At 70.7% G+C, this 16919-nt stretch carries 17 protein-coding genes; 16 read left to right on the top strand and 1 reads right to left on the bottom strand.

The features are described from left to right. Nucleotides 1-63: 63 nt before the first annotated feature. Nucleotides 64-2298, bottom strand: a complete 2235-nt coding sequence (locus CWC60_RS03320; protein WP_164516292.1) for a KAP family P-loop NTPase fold protein — start codon at nt 2296-2298, stop codon at nt 64-66. A gap of 233 nt (nt 2299-2531) precedes the next feature. On the opposite strand from CWC60_RS03320, the gene CWC60_RS03315 reads away from it, so the two are divergent. From CWC60_RS03315 to CWC60_RS03245, 16 genes are all read left to right on the top strand, one after another. Then, on the top strand, nt 2532-3611 hold the full coding sequence (locus CWC60_RS03315) for a phage protease (protein WP_109792128.1): 1080 nt from the start codon (nt 2532-2534) through the stop codon (nt 3609-3611). Further along, a complete protein-coding gene (locus CWC60_RS23825; RefSeq protein WP_206419693.1) occupies nt 3608-4444 on the top strand; it encodes a hypothetical protein in 837 nt (278 codons plus the stop codon). The genes CWC60_RS03315 and CWC60_RS23825 overlap by 4 nt, the downstream gene beginning before the upstream one ends. 17 nt (nt 4445-4461) lie before the next feature. Then, nucleotides 4462-5355: a Mu-like prophage major head subunit gpT family protein gene (locus CWC60_RS03305; protein WP_109792127.1), complete on the top strand. Its 894-nt coding sequence runs from the start codon at nt 4462-4464 to the stop codon at nt 5353-5355. Between the two features lie 11 nt (nt 5356-5366). Beyond that, on the top strand, nt 5367-5792 hold the full coding sequence (locus tag CWC60_RS03300; protein ID WP_109792126.1) for an HI1506-related protein: 426 nt from the start codon (nt 5367-5369) through the stop codon (nt 5790-5792). A gap of 166 nt (nt 5793-5958) precedes the next feature. Further along, nucleotides 5959-6384: a gp436 family protein gene (locus CWC60_RS03295; protein WP_109792125.1), complete on the top strand. Its 426-nt coding sequence runs from the start codon at nt 5959-5961 to the stop codon at nt 6382-6384. Further along, on the top strand, nt 6384-6902 hold the full coding sequence (locus CWC60_RS03290; RefSeq protein WP_109792124.1) for a phage virion morphogenesis protein: 519 nt from the start codon (nt 6384-6386) through the stop codon (nt 6900-6902). The genes CWC60_RS03295 and CWC60_RS03290 overlap by 1 nt, the downstream gene beginning before the upstream one ends. Next, complete coding sequence (locus CWC60_RS03285; RefSeq protein WP_109792123.1) at nt 6899-7330, top strand: phage tail terminator protein; 432 nt, start codon at nt 6899-6901, stop codon at nt 7328-7330. Before CWC60_RS03290 ends, CWC60_RS03285 begins: the two co-directional genes overlap by 4 nt. After that, nucleotides 7327-7521, top strand: a complete 195-nt coding sequence (locus CWC60_RS03280) for a hypothetical protein (RefSeq protein ID WP_109792122.1) — start codon at nt 7327-7329, stop codon at nt 7519-7521. Before CWC60_RS03285 ends, CWC60_RS03280 begins: the two co-directional genes overlap by 4 nt. Before the next feature lie 3 nt (nt 7522-7524). Then, on the top strand, nt 7525-8460 hold the full coding sequence (locus CWC60_RS03275; protein WP_109792121.1) for a phage tail tube protein: 936 nt from the start codon (nt 7525-7527) through the stop codon (nt 8458-8460). An 81-nt stretch (nt 8461-8541) separates the two neighbouring features. Further along, the gene (locus tag CWC60_RS03270; RefSeq protein WP_109796329.1) at nt 8542-8880 is read left to right on the top strand and encodes a hypothetical protein; all 339 of its coding nucleotides are present in this window, start codon (nt 8542-8544) and stop codon (nt 8878-8880) included. A gap of 41 nt (nt 8881-8921) precedes the next feature. Then, entirely contained in the window at nt 8922-9197 is a 276-nt protein-coding gene (locus CWC60_RS03265; protein ID WP_109792119.1) for a DUF1799 domain-containing protein, read from the top strand. Next, nucleotides 9194-12085 (top strand): tape measure protein, encoded by a 2892-nt coding sequence (locus CWC60_RS03260; protein WP_109792118.1) that lies wholly within the window; start codon nt 9194-9196, stop codon nt 12083-12085. Before CWC60_RS03265 ends, CWC60_RS03260 begins: the two co-directional genes overlap by 4 nt. Nucleotides 12086-12093: 8 nt before the next feature. Beyond that, nucleotides 12094-12576 carry a hypothetical protein gene (locus CWC60_RS23465; RefSeq protein ID WP_164516291.1) on the top strand — a complete coding sequence of 161 codons (483 nt, stop codon included), beginning with the start codon at nt 12094-12096 and terminating at the stop codon, nt 12574-12576. Further along, nucleotides 12576-13106, top strand: a complete 531-nt coding sequence (locus CWC60_RS23460) for a DUF1833 family protein (protein WP_164516290.1) — start codon at nt 12576-12578, stop codon at nt 13104-13106. Before CWC60_RS23465 ends, CWC60_RS23460 begins: the two co-directional genes overlap by 1 nt. A 4-nt stretch (nt 13107-13110) precedes the next feature. Continuing rightward, complete coding sequence (locus CWC60_RS03250; protein WP_109792117.1) at nt 13111-13596, top strand: hypothetical protein; 486 nt, start codon at nt 13111-13113, stop codon at nt 13594-13596. Next, the gene (locus tag CWC60_RS03245) at nt 13593-16919 is read left to right on the top strand and encodes a fibronectin type III domain-containing protein (protein ID WP_109792116.1); all 3327 of its coding nucleotides are present in this window, start codon (nt 13593-13595) and stop codon (nt 16917-16919) included. The genes CWC60_RS03250 and CWC60_RS03245 overlap by 4 nt, the downstream gene beginning before the upstream one ends.

Here is a 16919-nt window from a genome sequence, read left to right as displayed (position 1 = left end):
CGCCGCCGACGGTCTGGACGCTGCTGATGACGTGCAGGCTGTCGATGGTCACCCGGATGGTCACTACTCCTCTGTCATGTCCGCCTCATCGAGCGCCAATTGCTCTACGAATAAGGGCTCTTCGTCCGAGGCTTCATCCCACAATTCGCGAAAGTGGCGTAGCGTGCTCTTTTCCTCGTCTGTCGTCCCGGGACCCGCAAGAAGTTCATCGACACAGGAAATCAGTCGTTTCGGATCGCACAGCCCGGCGACCAACTTCTTGTGAACTAAATATCGTGTTCTAGTGACGTTGCTGCGGCCAGAAGACGACTGGTTCGTGGAAACAAAGGAACCCGCAAGCGCCACGACGAGCTGAGGATCTTCCAGATTCTGCTGAACCCAGTCCCGGACAGTCTCCTCTCCCATCATCTCCTCCAGTTGCATCCACACATAGAGCGAAGAAACCAGTTCGGGTACTTGAAGCAAGGACATATCGGATGCGGCCCGCGTGACCGCCTCCAATGCGAGATCACGCAGTTCGATTGCCGCCTCGCTTGACACGATGGATCGCTCGGCCCCTCGTCGACCCTCAATCAGGCCGTTGTTTCGTAATGCGCGATCCGCAAGGCTCAGAAGGAACTGCAGAGACGCGAGCTTCGCAGCCCGGACGACTGCACGATCGAATTGCTCTTTGGAAACTCGGTCTCTGAAACGGTTGAGCAACCAGTGCGCGCGGAGTTCGTTGTCCTCGAAATCCCCCAACCGCCTGGACCCGTCTATCGGCAAATTGATCTCGTCAACCACACTGAACACAGCCCCGAGGAAGCTTTCGATATTCTGCTCGGGCACGTCCTCGGCGCGAACCACCAACTCATCGAGCAGAGAGGCAGCTTTAGTCCCGCCTTGGCGCCTGGGTCGGGCGCTTGCTTTCCGCAGCGCGCTCGCAACTGTCTTCCCGTCCCCCGACTGACTGATGATCTGATCCAACTGTGAGGCTGGTAACGTGCTGTCGTCGATGGCATAGCGGAAATACGAGTCGAAAAAGGTCTCGCTACAGATCTGCCGGTTCTTGCGCCATTCGGCTTCCCAATCGGAATCGTAGCCACTACCACCCCAGTAGATCTCCAACCTCGGGAATAGGCGCGATAGCGCTTGCTGAAGGACTCTGACCGATGGCTGATCAAGGCCGTCGAACAACGTCTTCGTCATCGAAGCCCTGTCGTCCTCTGAAAGACCGCGAGCTGCCGGACGTCGGAGCACGGCATTCTTGTTGTCAAAAATGCGCCGATGCAGGAGAGGAAGAAAGACCCGCAAAGCCTCGATGCCCACGAAATCCGCCCTGTCGAGTTCACCTTCGACGGATGGCCAAAGGATTTTGAGGACGTTGTCGAACCGCGCCAGGTCTCGCGCCGTATTGAGGAAGGGCCAGACCACGTCAACAAGGACGTCCAGAATGCGTGCCTCGTCATCCTGGTTCTGCGCATCCACTGCGCGAAGGACCTGTTCCCGCAGTTTGTAGCGGAGGTCAGTCTTGTCTGGAGGAGGCACCTCGAAGGAAGCCTGGATGATCTTGTCGAGATACTGCTGGTCTGCCCCTGAGAATCTTTCCTTAAGGTGACGCTCGACCAGAGCTCGATCGAAAACGAGCATGTATGTGATGTTGGGCAATCGACCTGAGGATTTCACGAGTTGGAACACCATCATCGCTTCTTCGATATCGAGCCGGTCCAGATCGTCGATGACCACGAGATAACGCTTGCCTGCTTCCCGAAGTGCGTCCGAAATCCGCCGGTGCTCGTGTGGGACAGTGGCCTTGGGGTCTTCAAGAAAGTCCTGCAACACGCCGCCGGTCGCCCTGAGAGCCTTCTCCATGGCGGATCCGCCGATCAGCCCAACGATCGGCGCGATACTGGCCGAGTGTTTTCCCAAGCGGTGACCGATGGCGCGTAGACGCGCTCTCTCCCTATCAGGCAGGGACATCGCTGCCGCCAGTTCCGCAAAGAAATCCGCATGAAGGGACTCCTTGTCGGTGAACCACCAGGGATTGAACTCGATGATCTCCAGATTCTCCCTGTCCTCACCAAACTCGGCATCTAGGCAGTGCCGGACGAGGGCGACCGTGCTGCTCTTGCCGATGCCCCAAGGGCCGTGGACACCGAGGACGAAGCTGTCCTCGCTGCGATTCTTTGCGATCACTCGGGCAATCGTTCTGGCAAAGGACGTCAGCTCGAATTGATCCTCGTCGGGCTCGGCGATCGGGCGATCGCTATTCATCGTCCATTCCTGGATTTCGGCTTGTTCCCCTGACGGCTCGGTCATCAACCCGGTCCCCCTCGTCTTTTCCCGCCTGACGGCGACAGAATAGACAATTTTCTTCCCTGGCGTCATGGTGGCGGACCGCCGTGTTGCGAGGCTGGCTGGCCCAGTCCGGCAAGACCGGCCAGGCACAGTCGCCCCGCCCGCCGACCCTCCGCCATCCCGGGCGGGGCGGGCCGTGGGGCGTAACCGTTACGCCCTTATCCGGCCGGGCCGGGAGCCGCACAGTCGGCCCCATGGATCGGCAATTCGCATACGGACAGCCCCAGCCCGTCACCGCCGCCGCCGAGGCGGCCGATGGTGGGGATTGGATCACGCTCTGGCCCGCCGGCGGGGCCGAGGTCGTTCCCGTCGACGGCCGCGGTTCCTGGCGGGTGACCGACGCGGCCAAGGTCGTCGAGACCTCGCTCGCCACGGCCGCCGGTCACGTCCTGCCCATCGACTTCGATCACGACATCCACAAGCCCCGGCCCGGCCGCACCGGCCGCGCGGTCGGCTGGATCGACCGCCTGGAGGCGGCGGAAGACGGCGCCATCCGCGGCCGCGTCGAGTGGACCGCCGAGGGCCGCGAGGCGCTGGCGTCCAGGGCCTACCGCTTCATCTCTCCGGCCTTCGGCACCGACAAGGCGGGCAACGTCACCCGCATCGTCGGCGCCGGTCTGGTCAATGTTCCCGCGATCCAGGAGCTGCCTGCGGTCGCACACGCCCAGGAGGACGACCCCACCATGACCAAGGAACAGCTGGCCGCGCTCCGGAAGGCGTTCGGCCTGACGGACGACGCCGACGCCGCCGCCATCGTCACGGCGGCCGATCAGCTCTCGACCTCGCACACCGCCCTGGAGACGGCCGCGGCCAAGGTCGCGAATGCCGCCGGCCAGGACGAGCTGACCGAGGCGGTCGCCACCGGCGTCGCGGCGAAGCTGCAGACCGCTTCCGCCGAGCCGGACCCGAAGAAGTACGTGCCGAAGCCCGCCTATGACGAGCTGGCGGCCCGCGTCGAGAAGCTGGAGACGGCGAGCGCCGCCTCCGGCGCGCAGGCCGCCGTCGAGGCGGCGACCAAGGCCGGCAAGGTCTCGCCCGCGCTCAACGAGTGGGCGATGAACTACGCCACCGCCGACCCGGAGGGCTTCGCCGCCTGGGCCGAGAAGGCCCCGGTGATCGTCGCCGCCGGCCGCGACCCGGCCATCGCCACCGCCGCCGCGCACACCGACAAGTCCGGTCTATCGGCCGAGGAGCTGCAGGTCGCGCGGTCGATGGGCCTCACGGCCGAGGCCTTCAAGGCCGCCCGTGACGAGAACGAGGAGACCAGCCAGTGACCGCGCTTTCCGCCGACCGCAACACGCCGCTGATGGAGGGCGTCTTCCACGACCTCCCCGTCAAGGCCGCGACCCTGATCCACGCCGGCGCCCTGGTGGCGCTCAGCGGCGCCTTCGTCCAGCAGGGCGCCACCGCCACTGGCCTGGTGGCCGTGGGCCGCGCCGAGGAGAGGGCCGACAACTCCGCCGGCGCCAATGGTGACATCACCGTCCGGATCCGCGAGGGCGTCTTCCGCTGGGCCAATTCGGAGGGCGGCGAGGCGATCGCGGTCTCCGAGATCGGCAAGGCCTGCTGGATCGTCGACGACCAGACGGTCGCCAAGACGAGCAATGGCGGCGCGCGCAGCCCCGCAGGCATCGTCACCGACGTGGACGCCCAGGGCGTCTGGGTCCGCACCGGGCCGCAGGTCCTGGTCAGCCCGGACGGCGCGCTGCTCGCCGCCAACGACCTGGGCGACGTCGATGACGCGGCCGCCGCGCGCGGCAATCTCGGCGCCGACAAGATCTTCCTCAACGCCAAGGCCGCGGATCTGAGCGGCACCGACGTCTACCGCCTGGTGGCGCCGCTCGCCGGCGACATCACGAAGTTCCGCTCGGTGCTCGACGGCGCCCTGGCGGACGGCGACGCGACGCTGACGCTCTCGATCAACGGCACGCCCGTGACCAACGGCGTGATCACGATCGCCGAGGCCGGCTCGGCCGCCGGCGACGTCGACGAGGCGACGCCCACGGCCGCCAACACCGTGGCCGCCGGCGACGTCATCGCCATCACCGTGGGCGGCGCCAACAGCGCGGCCCGGGTGGCCGACACCGTCCTCGAAATCACCTACTGAGCGGAGCTTCCAGCACCATGATCATCAACCGGGGCAATCTCGCCACGCTCTTTACGGGGTTCAAGGCGAGCTTCCAGAACGGCATTGGCCAGCACGAGCCGCAGTGGCCGCGGGTCGCCACCCGCGTGCCGTCGACCACTTCCGAGGAGGAGTATGGCTGGCTCGGCCAGGTGCCGAACCTGCGCGAATGGTTCGGCGACCGGGTCGTGCAGAACCTTCAGCAGCACGACTACTCGATCAAGAACCGGAAGTTCGAGCTGACCCTCGGCGTGCCGGTGGACCACATTGAGGACGACAAGTACGGCGTCTACGCGCCGATGTTCGAGGAGATGGGCCGCTCGGCCGCCGCGCACCCGGACCAGCTGATCTGGCCCCTGCTCAACGCCGGCTTCTCGACCGTCTGCTATGACGGGCAGTTCTTCTTCGACACCGACCACCCGGTGCTGGACGAGAACGGCGAGGTCCAGTCGGTCGCCAACACCGACGGCGGCGCGGGCACGCCCTGGTTCCTGATGGACGTCAGCCGGCCGCTGAAGCCGCTGATCCACCAGGTCCGCCAGGAGGGCCCGCTGGTCCGCCAGGACGCGCCCACCGACGAGCCGGTCTTCAACAGCGACGAATACAAGTACGGCATCAAGCACCGTCGCAATGTCGGGTTCGGCTTCTGGCAGTTCGCCTGGGGCTCCAAGCAGACCCTCAACAAGGCGAACTACAAGATCGCCCGCGAGAGCCTGATGGGGATGAAGGGCGACCATGGCCGGCCGATCGGCGTCATGCCGCGGCTGCTGGTCGTGCCGCCTTCGCTGGAAGGCGAGGCGCTGGAGATCCTCAACGCCGAGCGCGACGCCGCCGGCGCCACCAACGTCTACAAGGGCACGGCCGAGCTGCTGGTCGTGCCGTGGCTGGGCTGACGGAGATGACCATGCACGCCTACGAGAACAGGATCCTGGTGGTGACCGCGAAGCGGCCCGGCTTCCGCCGCGCCGGCCGCGCCTGGCCGGCCGAGCGGACCGAGGCGCCCGCCACCAACTTCCGGCCCGACCAGGTGGAGGCCATCCTGGCCGACCCGATGCTGGTCGTCCACCTGGAGGACGCGCCGGCGCCCGCGGACCCGCCCATGACCGAGACGGAGATCCACGAGAAGCTGCTCGACGTCTTCCCCGGCCTGGACCAGGCGAAGGACTTCACCCGGGACGGCACGCCGAAGGCGAAGTCCGTCGAGCGCATCGCCGGCTTCGCCATCCCGGCGGCAACGATCGCCACGTCCTGGGCCGCCTTCCGGGCGATGAAGGAAGGCGACGGCCAGGGTGGCAGCGACGGCGGCAACGCGGGCGGCGGCGGGAGCTGACGCCCGAGGAGATCCCGAGCGAAAGCTCGTGCTGAAGCGCGCCGGCCGGGCTGGCGCGTGGAGCGGGTGAGTAGGCCCGCCGGCGGGCGGACGCCGGCTGCGACGTCTGAGGCATGGGCGTGACAGGCCGGAGAGACGGCCACCTTTTTCTCACCGGGGCCGAGCCATGAGCTACACCACCAAGGCCGACATGACCGCCCGCTTCGGGGCCCGGGAACTGGAGCAGCTGACCGACCGCGACGGCCAGGCCGGCGCCATCGTCGACAGCGTCCTGGACAGCGCCATCGCCACGGCCGAGGCGGAGATCAACGGCTACCTGGTCAAGCGCTACACGCTGCCGCTGGCCGACCCGCCGGCGCAGCTGACCGCCTGGGCGGCCGACATGGCCCGCTACTACCTGCACGTCCACAGCGTCCCCGAGACCGTGCGCACCCGGCACGAGGCCGCGGTGAAGGGTCTGCAGCAGGTGGCCCGCGGGCTTCTCAGCCTGGGCGACGACGACGCCGGCGACAGCGCCGCGGCCTCCGAGGGCGCGCCCGAGTTCACCAGCCCGGGCCGGACCTTCTCGCGGCAGAGCCTGAAGGGCCTCTGATGGCGCTGCAGCTCACCATCGATGTCGACGGCTTCGAGCGCGCCCGGGGCGGGCTCCGGCGGCTCCGCCAGGCCGGCGAGGATCTCACGCCGATCATGCGTTCGATCGCGGGGCAGATGGAGAGCCACACCGTTGGGCACTTCGACACGGAGACCGCGCCGGACGGACGGCCCTGGAAGCCGTCGCTCCGCGCCCGCGCCGAAGGCGGCCGGACCCTGACCGACGCCGGCCGGCTGCGGCGCTCGATCACGAGTTCGGCGACCGCCGATACGGCCTCGGTCGGCACCAACCTGGTCTACGCCGCGATCCACCAGACCGGCGGCCAGATCCGCGCGAAGACGAAGAAAGGCCTCGTCTTCCGCATCGGCGGCGCCTGGGTGCGCAAGCGCGAGGTGACGATCCCCGCCAGGCCCTTCATCGGCCTTTCAACGGCGCTTCAGGAGGACATCGAAGGCATCGTCGTCCGCCGCCTCGACGCCGCCGCGGGCGGCGGGCCCAGCTCGGGAGCGGGGGCATGAAGATCCAGCCCGTCATCGATCACCTGAAGGCCGTCGGCCTCGGCTATCTCGACATCGGCGGCGCCGCGGAGCTGGGCGAGGTGCTGGAGAACGCGCCCCGCCTGCCGGCGCTGTTCATCGTGCCCACCGGCGAGACCCGGACCGGCGGCCGCGAGACCGGCCCGAAGCTGCGCCAGCGAATCACCTACGCGTTCTCGGCCGTCTCGGTGGTGCGCAACGTCGCCGGCGGCACCGGCGCGGCCGGGAATGACGAGCTGGCCGATCTCCGCGACGGGCTGATCGGCGCCCTGGTCGCCTTCCGCCACCCGGCCGGGCGCAACAATCCGATCCCCGTCTCCGGCCGCCTGGCCGAGCTGACCGACCGCATCCTGATCTTCGAGGACGCCTTCCGCTTCGACGGCGTCGAGACCCGCGAGGTGACGTCATGACCGAGACCACCCGCCGCCGCGGCGGCATCTACCGCCGCGAGGCCGACGACAAGCCGGCGCGCCTGGTGAAGGGCAGCCGCACCGCGCCGCCCGCCGATCCCGCCCACCGGATCATGGCCGAACCCGCGCCCCGGCCGATGACCGAACCCGCGCCCCGGCCGAAGCCGGCCGCGGCGCCCAAGGAGGACTGAGCCGTGCCCTATGATTACGACGAGTACCTGATCCTGGCGAAGACCGAGGTGACCGAGGGCACGGACCCGACGCCGGCGATCGGCGACGCCGTGCTCTGCGTCGGCAGCCCACAGTGGAACCCGCTGGCGGCGAGTTACGGCGACCGGGAGCTGGTCGACGGCCGTGCCGGCGCCAAGAAGCAGTTCGTCGGCGCGCCGCACGCCACCCTCGGCCTTTCCGTCGAGCTCGCCGCCGGCGGCGACGACGCCGCGCTCGATACCGTGCCCCACTGGGCGGCGCTGCTGCTGGCCTGCGGCTTCGCCCAGACGGTAACCGCCGACACCAAGGTCGACTTCCAGCCGGTCTCGGCTGACTACGGCTCGGTCACGATCCATCCCAACATCGACGGCGTCGACGGCCGCCTGCTCGGCGCGCGCGGCAACGCGGTGATCGAGGGCCGCGCCGGCCAGGTGCCGCGGATCAACTTCCAGATGCTGGGCCTGCGCCAGGCAATCGCCGCGGCGGCGCAGATCTCCGGCTCGCTGCCCGCCTTCGCAGAGGGCCTGCCGGTGGGCGCGGTCGAGACCACGATCACCATCGGCGGCGAGGCCATGCGCGTCTCCGAGTTCTCGATCGACTGCGGCCGCCGGCCCAGCTTCGACGACATGGCGGGCCATCGCGGCGTGCGCATCAACCGCCGGCGGATGTCCGGGCGGATCAGCCTCGACCTGCCGACGATCGGGACCAAGAACCTGGTCGAGGAGGCCGCGGCCGCCGGGACGCAGGCGATCGTCATCACCCACGGCGCCAGCGGCGGCGACATCGTCGAGATCACCATGCCGGCGGTGCAGATCAAGACGGGCCAGTTCACCGACCGCGACGGCGTACTGGCAATGCCGCTGGACCTGCAGATCACGCCCTCGTCGGGCGACGACGAGATCACCATCACCACGAAGTAGGAGGCTCCGCTGTTCACCCTTTCCGAGCGCGAGACGTTCTCGTGGCCCGTCGCCGTGCCCGCCCCCCAGGCGGACGGCACCATGGCCTTCCAGGAGTTCACCGCCGTCTTCGAGCGGCTGCCGGTCGACGAGGCCGAGCCGCTGGCGAAGGAATCCAACGCCGCCTTTCTCGGCCGGGTGCTGGTCGGCTGGACCGAGGTCCGCGACGCGGACGGCGCCGATATCGAGTTCTCGGACACGGCCAAGGCGCAGTTCCTGCGCCACATCCCCGCCGTCCAGGCGGCGGTACTGGCCTACTGGCAGGCGCTGTCGGGCCGGGAGTACGCCAGAAAAAACTCCGCGAGCTCGGCCGGCGCTTCGCCGGCGGCCGGGCGCGGCGCAGCTCCTCGGCGATCCGCCAGGCCGAGCGATGGGGCCTGAGCGAGGACCAGCTGGAGCGCCTGCGGCGGCGGCGCCCCGAGATGGCGGCGGGACTGCTGGTCCTGCCGGCCTCGGCCGGCCCGGCGATCGAGCTCTTCGCCCTGGTCCAGGGCCAGTGGCGGCAGCTCATGCAGCTCATTCCCGCCGGCGCCGGCTTCGTGCCGCTCTCCCGTCCCGCCGCCCTGGACTACGCGGCGGTCGAGGCGGCGGCGCGCATGGCCGGCATCGAGATGACGGCGGCGCGGTTCGGCGATCTCCGCGCGCTGGAGGCGGGCGCGGTTTCCGTCTTCGCCGAAGCGGCGGGAGGTAGCGGATGACCGAGTACCGCGTCGGCCTGACGCTCACCGCCCGGGATGCCGGTTTCACCGGCGCCACCCGCGAGGCCGAGGCCGGGCTGGAGCGGCTGGACCGCTCCACCGACCGCGCCGCCGAGGCCCAACGCGGCTTCGAGCGCGCCACCCGCTCGGCTGCGGCCGAGCAGCAACGCATGGCCCGCTCCGGCGTCGAGCTGGAGCGCGCGGTCCGCGGCGTGGTCGCCGCCCTGGCCGCCTTCGGCGCGCTGCGCGTTGCCCGCTCGATCGCCGAGACCGGCGTCGCCGTCGAATCCATGACGAACGCACTGGCGGTCGCCACCGGCTCGGCGGAGGCCGGCGCCGACGCCATGGCCTTCGTGCGCGCCGAGGCCGACCGCCTCGGCCTCTCGCTCCGGCCGGCGATCGAGAGTTTCACGGCGCTGGCGGCCGCGACCCGGGGCACGGCGATCGACGCCGGCCAGACCCGCGAGATCTTCACCGCCGTCTCCGAGGCCATGGCCGTGCTGGGCCGGTCGTCGAACGAGACCGAGCGCGCCCTGCTGGCGATCCAGCAGGTGATCTCCAAGGGCAAGGTCTCAGCCGAGGAGCTGCGCGGCCAGCTGGGCGAAGTCCTGCCGGGCGCCTTCCAGGTCGCCGCCAGGGCCATGGGCGTCTCGACACAGGCGCTTTCGGATATGCTGGAGCAGGGCGAACTCTTTTCCGACGACTTCATCCCGCGCTTCGCCCGCCAGCTGCGGGCCGAATTCGCCGATGGCGTGACCGGAGCCGCCGAATCGGCGCGCGCGGCCTTCAACCGCTTCGGCACGACGATCTTCGACCTGGAGGTGGCGCTGGCCGAGGGCGGCTTCCTCGACGCGGTCACCGAATCGGCGCAGGAACTCGCCGTCGTCCTGCGGGATCCGGCCGTGGTCGACGGGCTCTCCACCGTCGCCTCCGCGATCGGCGACATCACCGTTTTCGCGGCGCGCAACCTGGAGACGATCGCGGCGCTCGCCGCCGGCTACGCCACCGCGCGGATCGCCACGGCCGGCTTCGCCGCCGCGACCGGCGGCGCGGCGATCGCCATGCGCGGCCTCAACGTCGCCATGCGGTCGAACCCAATCGGCCTGGTCGCCGGCGTGGCCGCAACAGCCGCCGCGTCGATGATTGACCTCGGCGGCGACACGGACACCGCGACCGAGGCCATCGAGCGACAGGCCCGCGCCCTCGGCCGGCTGACCGACAACAGCCGCGCGGCGGCGCTGGAGACGGCGGAACTCCGCCTGCAGGGACAGCGTCTTCGGGAGCAGGCGCTCACGGCGGAGCTCGACAGCCTGGCCGCCGACCTGCAGGCCCGGGAAGAAGAACGGCAGCTGCTGCAGCGGAGCCAGCCCAACAACCTGGCGCTTGGCCTCGTCCAAAGTCACCAGCGCCAGGGTGATAGTGAGGACATCGACCACGCCCGCGCCGAGCTGGAACAGCTCCAGAGCAGCATCGCCGCCACCCGCGCCGAGATTGAGCGGCTGAAGTCGGCGGAGACGAAGGCCGGCAGCGGTGACGACGACCCGCCGGGGCGCGCGCCGAAGAAGAACCCCTTCGCCGACGCGATCGCGGACGCCGAGGCCGAGCTGGCGGCGATCGAGCGTCTGCGCCGCGCCCGCCAGGTCTCGCCGGACTTCGAGCGGCTGACCGCGATCGACATCGAGGCCGAGCAGCAGACAGCCCGCATCGTCGAGCAGGCGGCCGACGCGAAGATCGAGGTCACGCGCCGCCAGGCCCTGGAGCTGGAGGCGCTGGTCTCGGAGCTGCTGCTGGCGCAGCAGGCCGAGCGCGATCATGCCAAGGCGACCCGCGAGGCCGCCCGCGCGGCCGAGGAGACCGCCCGGCTGCACGAGCAGACCACCGACGACATCTCCCAGCGGCTCGACCAGCTGGCGCCGAGCTTTGAGCGCGCCGCGGCCGCCGCCGACCGGTGGCGGGACGAGGCCCTGGCCGGGCTGGACGAGACCGCGGCCGGCTATGCCGAGTTCGCCGCCGACGTCGAGCGCATCCATGAGGGGATGCTGGCCGAGGCCTATCGCGAGGATCTCGACCGGCGCACCGACTGGGCCGCCGGCATCGAGCGCGCCATGGCCGAGGCGGAGGCCGTCCAGGGCGACTGGGCCGCGGTCTCCGAGGACCTGTTCGACCGCGCCACCCGCTCCGCCGAGGACTTCTTCGTGCGCCTGGTGCAGGGCAAGGCCTCGCTCTCCGACTTCGTCGATTTCGCCGTCGCCGAGCTGGCGCGGCTGGCCTTCCAGATGTCGATCAGCCCGATCCTGCAACAGGGGCTGGGCGAGCTGGGGCAGATCTTCGGCAGCCTGTTCGCGCCGTCCTTCGGGCCCGGCGCGGGTGGGTCGCTGGGCTCGGTCACCGGGGTGACGCCGCTGCACGAGGGCGGCGTCGCCGGCCGCGACGGCCAGGCGCCGCGGACGCTGCCGGCGGCGCTGTTCCGCACCGCGCCGCGCTATCACGAGGGCACGGCCGCCGCGGGCCTCGGCCCGCGCGAGGTGCCGGCAGTGCTGCTGGAAGGTGAGCGGGTGCTGACCGAGGCGCAGCAGGCGGCGACGGCGCGGACCATCTCCGGCCTGGCCGAGAGCCTGCGCGCCATGGCGGCGGTCTCGTCCGGCCGGGCCGAGGTCGCCGGCGGCGGCATGAACGTCGAGATCCACAATCACCTGGGGGGCGAGGCCGAGGCGAAGGCCAGCCGCACGCCTGACGGCGGGCTGCGCATCGACTTCCTGCGGCGCCTGAAGGACGACGTCTCCGGCGACATCGCTGCCGACCTCCGCTCCGGCCAGGGCCCGGTCTTCGCCGCCATGCGCGACGGCGGCCTGCCCATGAGCCTGCCCCGGCCGAGGGCCAACCCGTGAGCGCCCCGGTGACATGGCCGGCCGGCGTGCCCTACACGCCGTTCCGCGAACCGCTGCAGCTGCAGCCCATGACCTCGTTCAACGCGGTCGAGATGGACCAGGGCTGGACCGACCGGGAATCGCTCTTCACGGTCTCGCCGGCCCGCTACCAGGTCGAGATCGAGACCACGCTGCGCCAGTTCGAGATCCTGAAGGGCTGGTGGCGGCTCAATCTCGGCCGCGGCGCCCGGACCTTCCTGATGCCGGTCTGGACGGGCGAGGCCTATGTCGAGACCGAGTGCCGCATGGCCGTCGAGCCCTGGCGCGCCGGCCAGCCGGACGGCGACCGCTGGATCGCCGCCGTCCAGATCGAGATCCTCGACCTGCCGACGCCCGAGGCCGACGTGCTGGCGGCGATGCAGATCGCCGAGGTCATGGGCGCGGCCGGCATCCAGGCGCTGGCCGATCTGGCCGAGCTGGTGCACAGCGATTACCCGGCGGCGGTGGCCTGATGCCGGCCTTCCTGACAGACGCCGAGCGCGCCAGCCTGGCGATCCGCGAGCACGAGGCCTCGCTGCCGGCCGGCGAGGTGGAGCTGGTCACCCTGGAGTTCCGCCACCCGGCGCTGAGCGAGCCGGTACGCGTGGTCAACGACCGCGTCGGCCACCAGCTGACCCTGGAGGCGACGGCGCCCGCGAACCCGGGCGAGACCGTGACCTTCCAGCGCTCGGGCTTCCAGCTGACCTGGCCGGCGACCAAGCGCGACCGCAGCCCCGAGATCGAGCTGGAGGCGATGAACGCCAACGCCGCGCTGGAGCGGGTGCTCGACCTGACGCTCGCCTCCGACGCCGCCGTCGAGCTCACCGTCCGCTCGTATCTCTCGACCGACCTCACCGGCCCGGCCGCCATCGTCGAGGGCCTGGAGATCCGCGAGAGCCTCGCCACCGACCGCGCCGTCCGGGCGCGCGCCGGCATGTTCAACTGGGAGCGGGCCGCGGGGTTGATCTACACCCGCTCCAGCCACCCGCTGATCGGGGGCTGAGGGGATGCTGAACCGTTCGGACTCCATTCGCTTCGTCCGGCCGCTGATCGGGCTGCCCTGGGAACGCGGCGCAGCCGGGCCCGACGCCTTCGACTGCGGCAGCTTCACCGCCTTCGTCCAGCGCGGGATGATGGGCCGCGAACTGCCCGTCAGCCTTGCCGACTATGGCGACCTCGTCTCGGCCGCCGCGCTCCGCCAGGCCATCGCCGACGCCGAGCTGGACGCCGCCTGGCCGGTGGTGACCCGCGCCGAGGGCGAGGAAGCGGCGCGGCTCGCCACCACCGCCGGCTGGCGCCATGGCGACGTCGTCGTCTTCCGCCGGGGCGCGTTCTGTCATGTCGGCACCTGGACGGCGCTGGGCCAGGGCGCGACGGGGCTGCTGCACTGCGCCCGCTTCGACGGCGTGGTGCTGGAGCCCTGGTCGACGGCACGCGCGCGCAGCTGGACCTCGATCGAGGCCTGCCGCCCGGCTGCGGAGGCGAAGCCGTGAACCCGCTTCTGACAGGCCCCCTGCCGGCGAACGGCGTCCGCGTGGTGATCGCGAAGGATCCGCTCCGGCCGCTGCTGGGCGCGGAGGTGCGCCAGCTGCCGACCGGGATCACGGCGGCGACAGCGCTGATGCTGCTGGACGACGCAGCCCCGGCCCGGCCGCTCTGCTGGAAGGGCGCTTCGGCGCTGCTGCGTTCTCACCCGCTGACGGGCGAGAACGAGTGGGAGACCGTCCGCTTCCTCGCCGGCGACGTGCTCTACGTCACGCCGCCGCCGCCGGCCGATAGCGAGGGCGGCTCCAATCCCATCGCCATGGTGGCCATGATCGCCCTGATGGTGGTGGCGCCCTATGCCGGCGCCGCCATGTTCGGCGCGGGCACCTTGGGAGCGGCGGTCGCGACCGCCGTGATCTCCGTCGCCGGCGGCTTCCTGATCAACGCCCTGTTCCCGCCGTCTGCGCCCGCCGCGCCGCCGCCGCTGCCGGGGCCGGGCGAGGCCTTCCGCGCCACGCTGTCGGGTCAGATCGTCCGCGCCGGCGAGCGCATCCCCGAGCTGCACGGCACGGTCCGCTTCGCGCCGAAGTGGATCGCGCCGCCCTATGGCGAGTTCGCCGACAACGAGCACCTGGTCTTCGCCCTCTACAGCCTCGGCAGGGACAAGGTCCGCCTCGACCGCCTGGAGTTCGAGGACACGGTGATCTGGACCGAGGCCGATGGCGTGACCACCGCTGGTGGCGCGCTGGAGATCGAGATCGTCGAGCCCGGCGACCCGGTGACGCTGTTCCCCGCGGCCGTCACCAGCTCCTCCGAGCCGGCCGGCACCAAGCTCCGCGCCGAGAACGAGCTGGAGGGCGGCGAGACCACCGACGACCTCTTCCTCGGGCCCTTCGCCGCCTGCCCGGCCGGCCAGGTCGCCGACCGCATCGGCGTCGACATCGAATGGCCCGGCGCGCTGTTCAAGACGGTCTCTAACCGCATCCGCCAGACCACGGTGACCTGGCGCGTCGAGGCGCGCGAGATCGACGACAACGGCGACCCGGTCGAAGGCGCGTCGTTCGAGCTGCTGGGCGCGGAGAGCTTCACCGCCGGCACCACGACGCCGCAGCGGCTCTCGAAGCTCTACGCGGTCGACCGCGGCCGCTACGAGGTCCGCGTCCGCCGCACCAACAACACGGTCGGCACCTCGGCCGCCTCCGACCGCACGGTCTGGTCGGGGCTGAAGGGCTTCGTTCCCTCCGACCAGGTCTTCGACGACGAGACGGTGCTGGCGATCCGCTTCAAGGGCACGGCGGCGACGGCGCAGAGCCGGACGCTGTTCGCCACCGCGACTGGCATCCATGAATACTGGGACGCGGGCGCCGAGGAATGGGTCGAGGGCCCGACCGCGGCGATCGAGGCGGCGGCGCGCCACATCGCCCAGGACGACCGGCAGGCCGGCCTCGCCGACCACCGCGTGGATCTGGCCACGCTGCAGGCGCTGGCCGAGACCTGGGCGGCGCGCGGCGACACGTTCAACCATCTCTTCACCGGCGATGCGACGCCCTGGGAGGAGCTCACCGCCGTGCTCCGGGCCGGCCGGGCCCAGCCGATCCGCATCGGCGCGGACCTCACCTTCTGGCGCGACGAGCCGCAGCCGATTCCGGTCGCCGCCTTCGCGCCCCACGACATCGTCCGCGGCTCGCTGCAGATCCGCCGCCTGCACGTGACCAGCGAGGACGCCAACGCCGCGCGGGTGCTGTTCACCGACGCCGCCGGCGTCGAGCGCGACGTCATCGCCGCCCTGGACGGCATCGCGCCCGACCGGGTCGCCGACGTCCGCTTCACCGGCATCGACAACTTCCCCCAGGCCTGGCGGGAGGGCGTGACCGAAGCGGCGGCGCACCGCTTCCGGCGGCTGTTCGTCACCTTCTCCGCCCTGAAACGCGGGCGCTTCCTGCGCCGCGGCCAGAAGATCGCACTGGCGCACTACCGGCCCGCCTGGGGGCAGAGCGCCATGGCGACCGGCCTCTCGCCGGATGGGCGGACGCTGACGCTCGACGAGCCGTTCGCCCTCGACGCGGAAGGCGGCGACCATGTCATCGGCCTGGTGGCGCCGGATGGCGAGCTCTGGGGCCCTGTGAAGGCGACGGTCGGCGCGCACGAGCGCACGCTGGTGATCGACGCCGCCGACCTGGCCGCCTATCTCGCCGAGCCGGCCCAGGGCCGCGACTATCACGCCAATCCGAAGGACTGGATCGCGCTCAAGCGCGACGGCCGGAAGCCGACCCGGGCCATGTTCGGCAAGGCGGACCAGGTCTGGCGGGAGCTGCTGATCCTGGACACCGAGCCCCGGCCGGACGGCACGGTCGCCATCGCCGCGGTCGTCGACGATGCCCGCGTCCACACGGCCGAGACCGACACCGCCCAGCCCGAGGAGGTCGCCGCCGCCGGCCTCGGTGCGAACTCGTCGTCGCCGGTCTGGCTGGACGTGAAGATCGCGCTCCGCGATCTCGGCGACGCCCGGGAGATGACGCTGGTCGGCCCGTCGGCGCCGGGCGCGGTGCTCTACCGCGCGCGCTTCCGGGCGGACGGCGGCGACTATGCGGAGCTCACGCCCTCGGCCGCGCCGGAGCTGAAGGGCATCGTGCCCGACGTCGACGACACGCTGGTGGTCGAGTACTGGGCCGAAGGGCCGGGCGGCGAAGGCACACGGATCGTGCGCAACATCTCCGACCAGGTCACCCCGCCGGATGCGGTCGATGCCGCGAGCTTCGCCCTCACCGAGCTGTCGAACGGCGATCTCGACTGGACCTGGGACACGGTGGCCGGCGCGGCCTCCTACGACGTCGAGTTCCTGGGCGGCGCCGCGGCCGACAGCCTGAGCCTGAAGCGCACCGAGATTGCCGCCGCCGGCGCCGCATCCTGGACGGCCGACGAACAGGCCGCGGACGGTGGGCCGTTTCGCACAGCGCGCATCCGGGTGCGCAGCGTCGGCTCCGGCGGCGTCGCCAACCCGGCCGCCGACACATACGCCAACCCGGCGCCCTCGGCGCCCACCGGCTTGTCGGCAGCCGCGATCGACAAGAACACCGGGTCCGTCTCCTGCGACCCGGTGGGCGACGCCGACGTCCAGGGCTATGTCGTCGCCTTTGCCACCTCGCCCTTCGGCCCCGGCGGCGGCTCAAAGAAGACCGGGGCTGGTCCCTCGATCACGCTCACCGGCCTCTACGGCGGCAATACCTACTACGTCCGCATGGCCGCCCATGACGGCACACTCACCGGGCTCAACTGGACCGGTCAGACGAGCTTCTTGACGCCTGCCCTCAACCCGGGCGAAGGCCCCTGA

Source organism: Minwuia thermotolerans, from assembly GCF_002924445.1.
Lineage (GTDB): Bacteria > Pseudomonadota > Alphaproteobacteria > Minwuiales > Minwuiaceae > Minwuia > Minwuia thermotolerans.
Note: the sequence above shows the minus strand (reverse complement) of the source record. Positions and strands in the feature narration are given on the sequence as shown.

Excerpts from the sequence above, each read along its gene's own strand:
- CWC60_RS03320 (WP_164516292.1), bottom strand. The coding sequence starts at position 2,298 with ATGACCGAGCCGTCAGGGGAACAAGCCGAAATCCAGGAATGGACGATG.
- CWC60_RS03315 (WP_109792128.1), top strand. The coding sequence starts at position 2,532 with ATGGATCGGCAATTCGCATACGGACAGCCCCAGCCCGTCACCGCCGCC.
- CWC60_RS03305 (WP_109792127.1), top strand. The coding sequence starts at position 4,462 with ATGATCATCAACCGGGGCAATCTCGCCACGCTCTTTACGGGGTTCAAG.
- CWC60_RS03300 (WP_109792126.1), top strand. The coding sequence starts at position 5,367 with ATGCACGCCTACGAGAACAGGATCCTGGTGGTGACCGCGAAGCGGCCC.
- CWC60_RS03295 (WP_109792125.1), top strand. The coding sequence starts at position 5,959 with ATGAGCTACACCACCAAGGCCGACATGACCGCCCGCTTCGGGGCCCGG.
- CWC60_RS03290 (WP_109792124.1), top strand. The coding sequence starts at position 6,384 with ATGGCGCTGCAGCTCACCATCGATGTCGACGGCTTCGAGCGCGCCCGG.
- CWC60_RS03285 (WP_109792123.1), top strand. The coding sequence starts at position 6,899 with ATGAAGATCCAGCCCGTCATCGATCACCTGAAGGCCGTCGGCCTCGGC.
- CWC60_RS03280 (WP_109792122.1), top strand. The coding sequence starts at position 7,327 with ATGACCGAGACCACCCGCCGCCGCGGCGGCATCTACCGCCGCGAGGCC.
- CWC60_RS03270 (WP_109796329.1), top strand. The coding sequence starts at position 8,542 with ATGGCCTTCCAGGAGTTCACCGCCGTCTTCGAGCGGCTGCCGGTCGAC.
- CWC60_RS03265 (WP_109792119.1), top strand. The coding sequence starts at position 8,922 with ATGGCGGCGGGACTGCTGGTCCTGCCGGCCTCGGCCGGCCCGGCGATC.
- CWC60_RS03260 (WP_109792118.1), top strand. The coding sequence starts at position 9,194 with ATGACCGAGTACCGCGTCGGCCTGACGCTCACCGCCCGGGATGCCGGT.
- CWC60_RS23460 (WP_164516290.1), top strand. The coding sequence starts at position 12,576 with ATGCCGGCCTTCCTGACAGACGCCGAGCGCGCCAGCCTGGCGATCCGC.
- CWC60_RS03250 (WP_109792117.1), top strand. The coding sequence starts at position 13,111 with ATGCTGAACCGTTCGGACTCCATTCGCTTCGTCCGGCCGCTGATCGGG.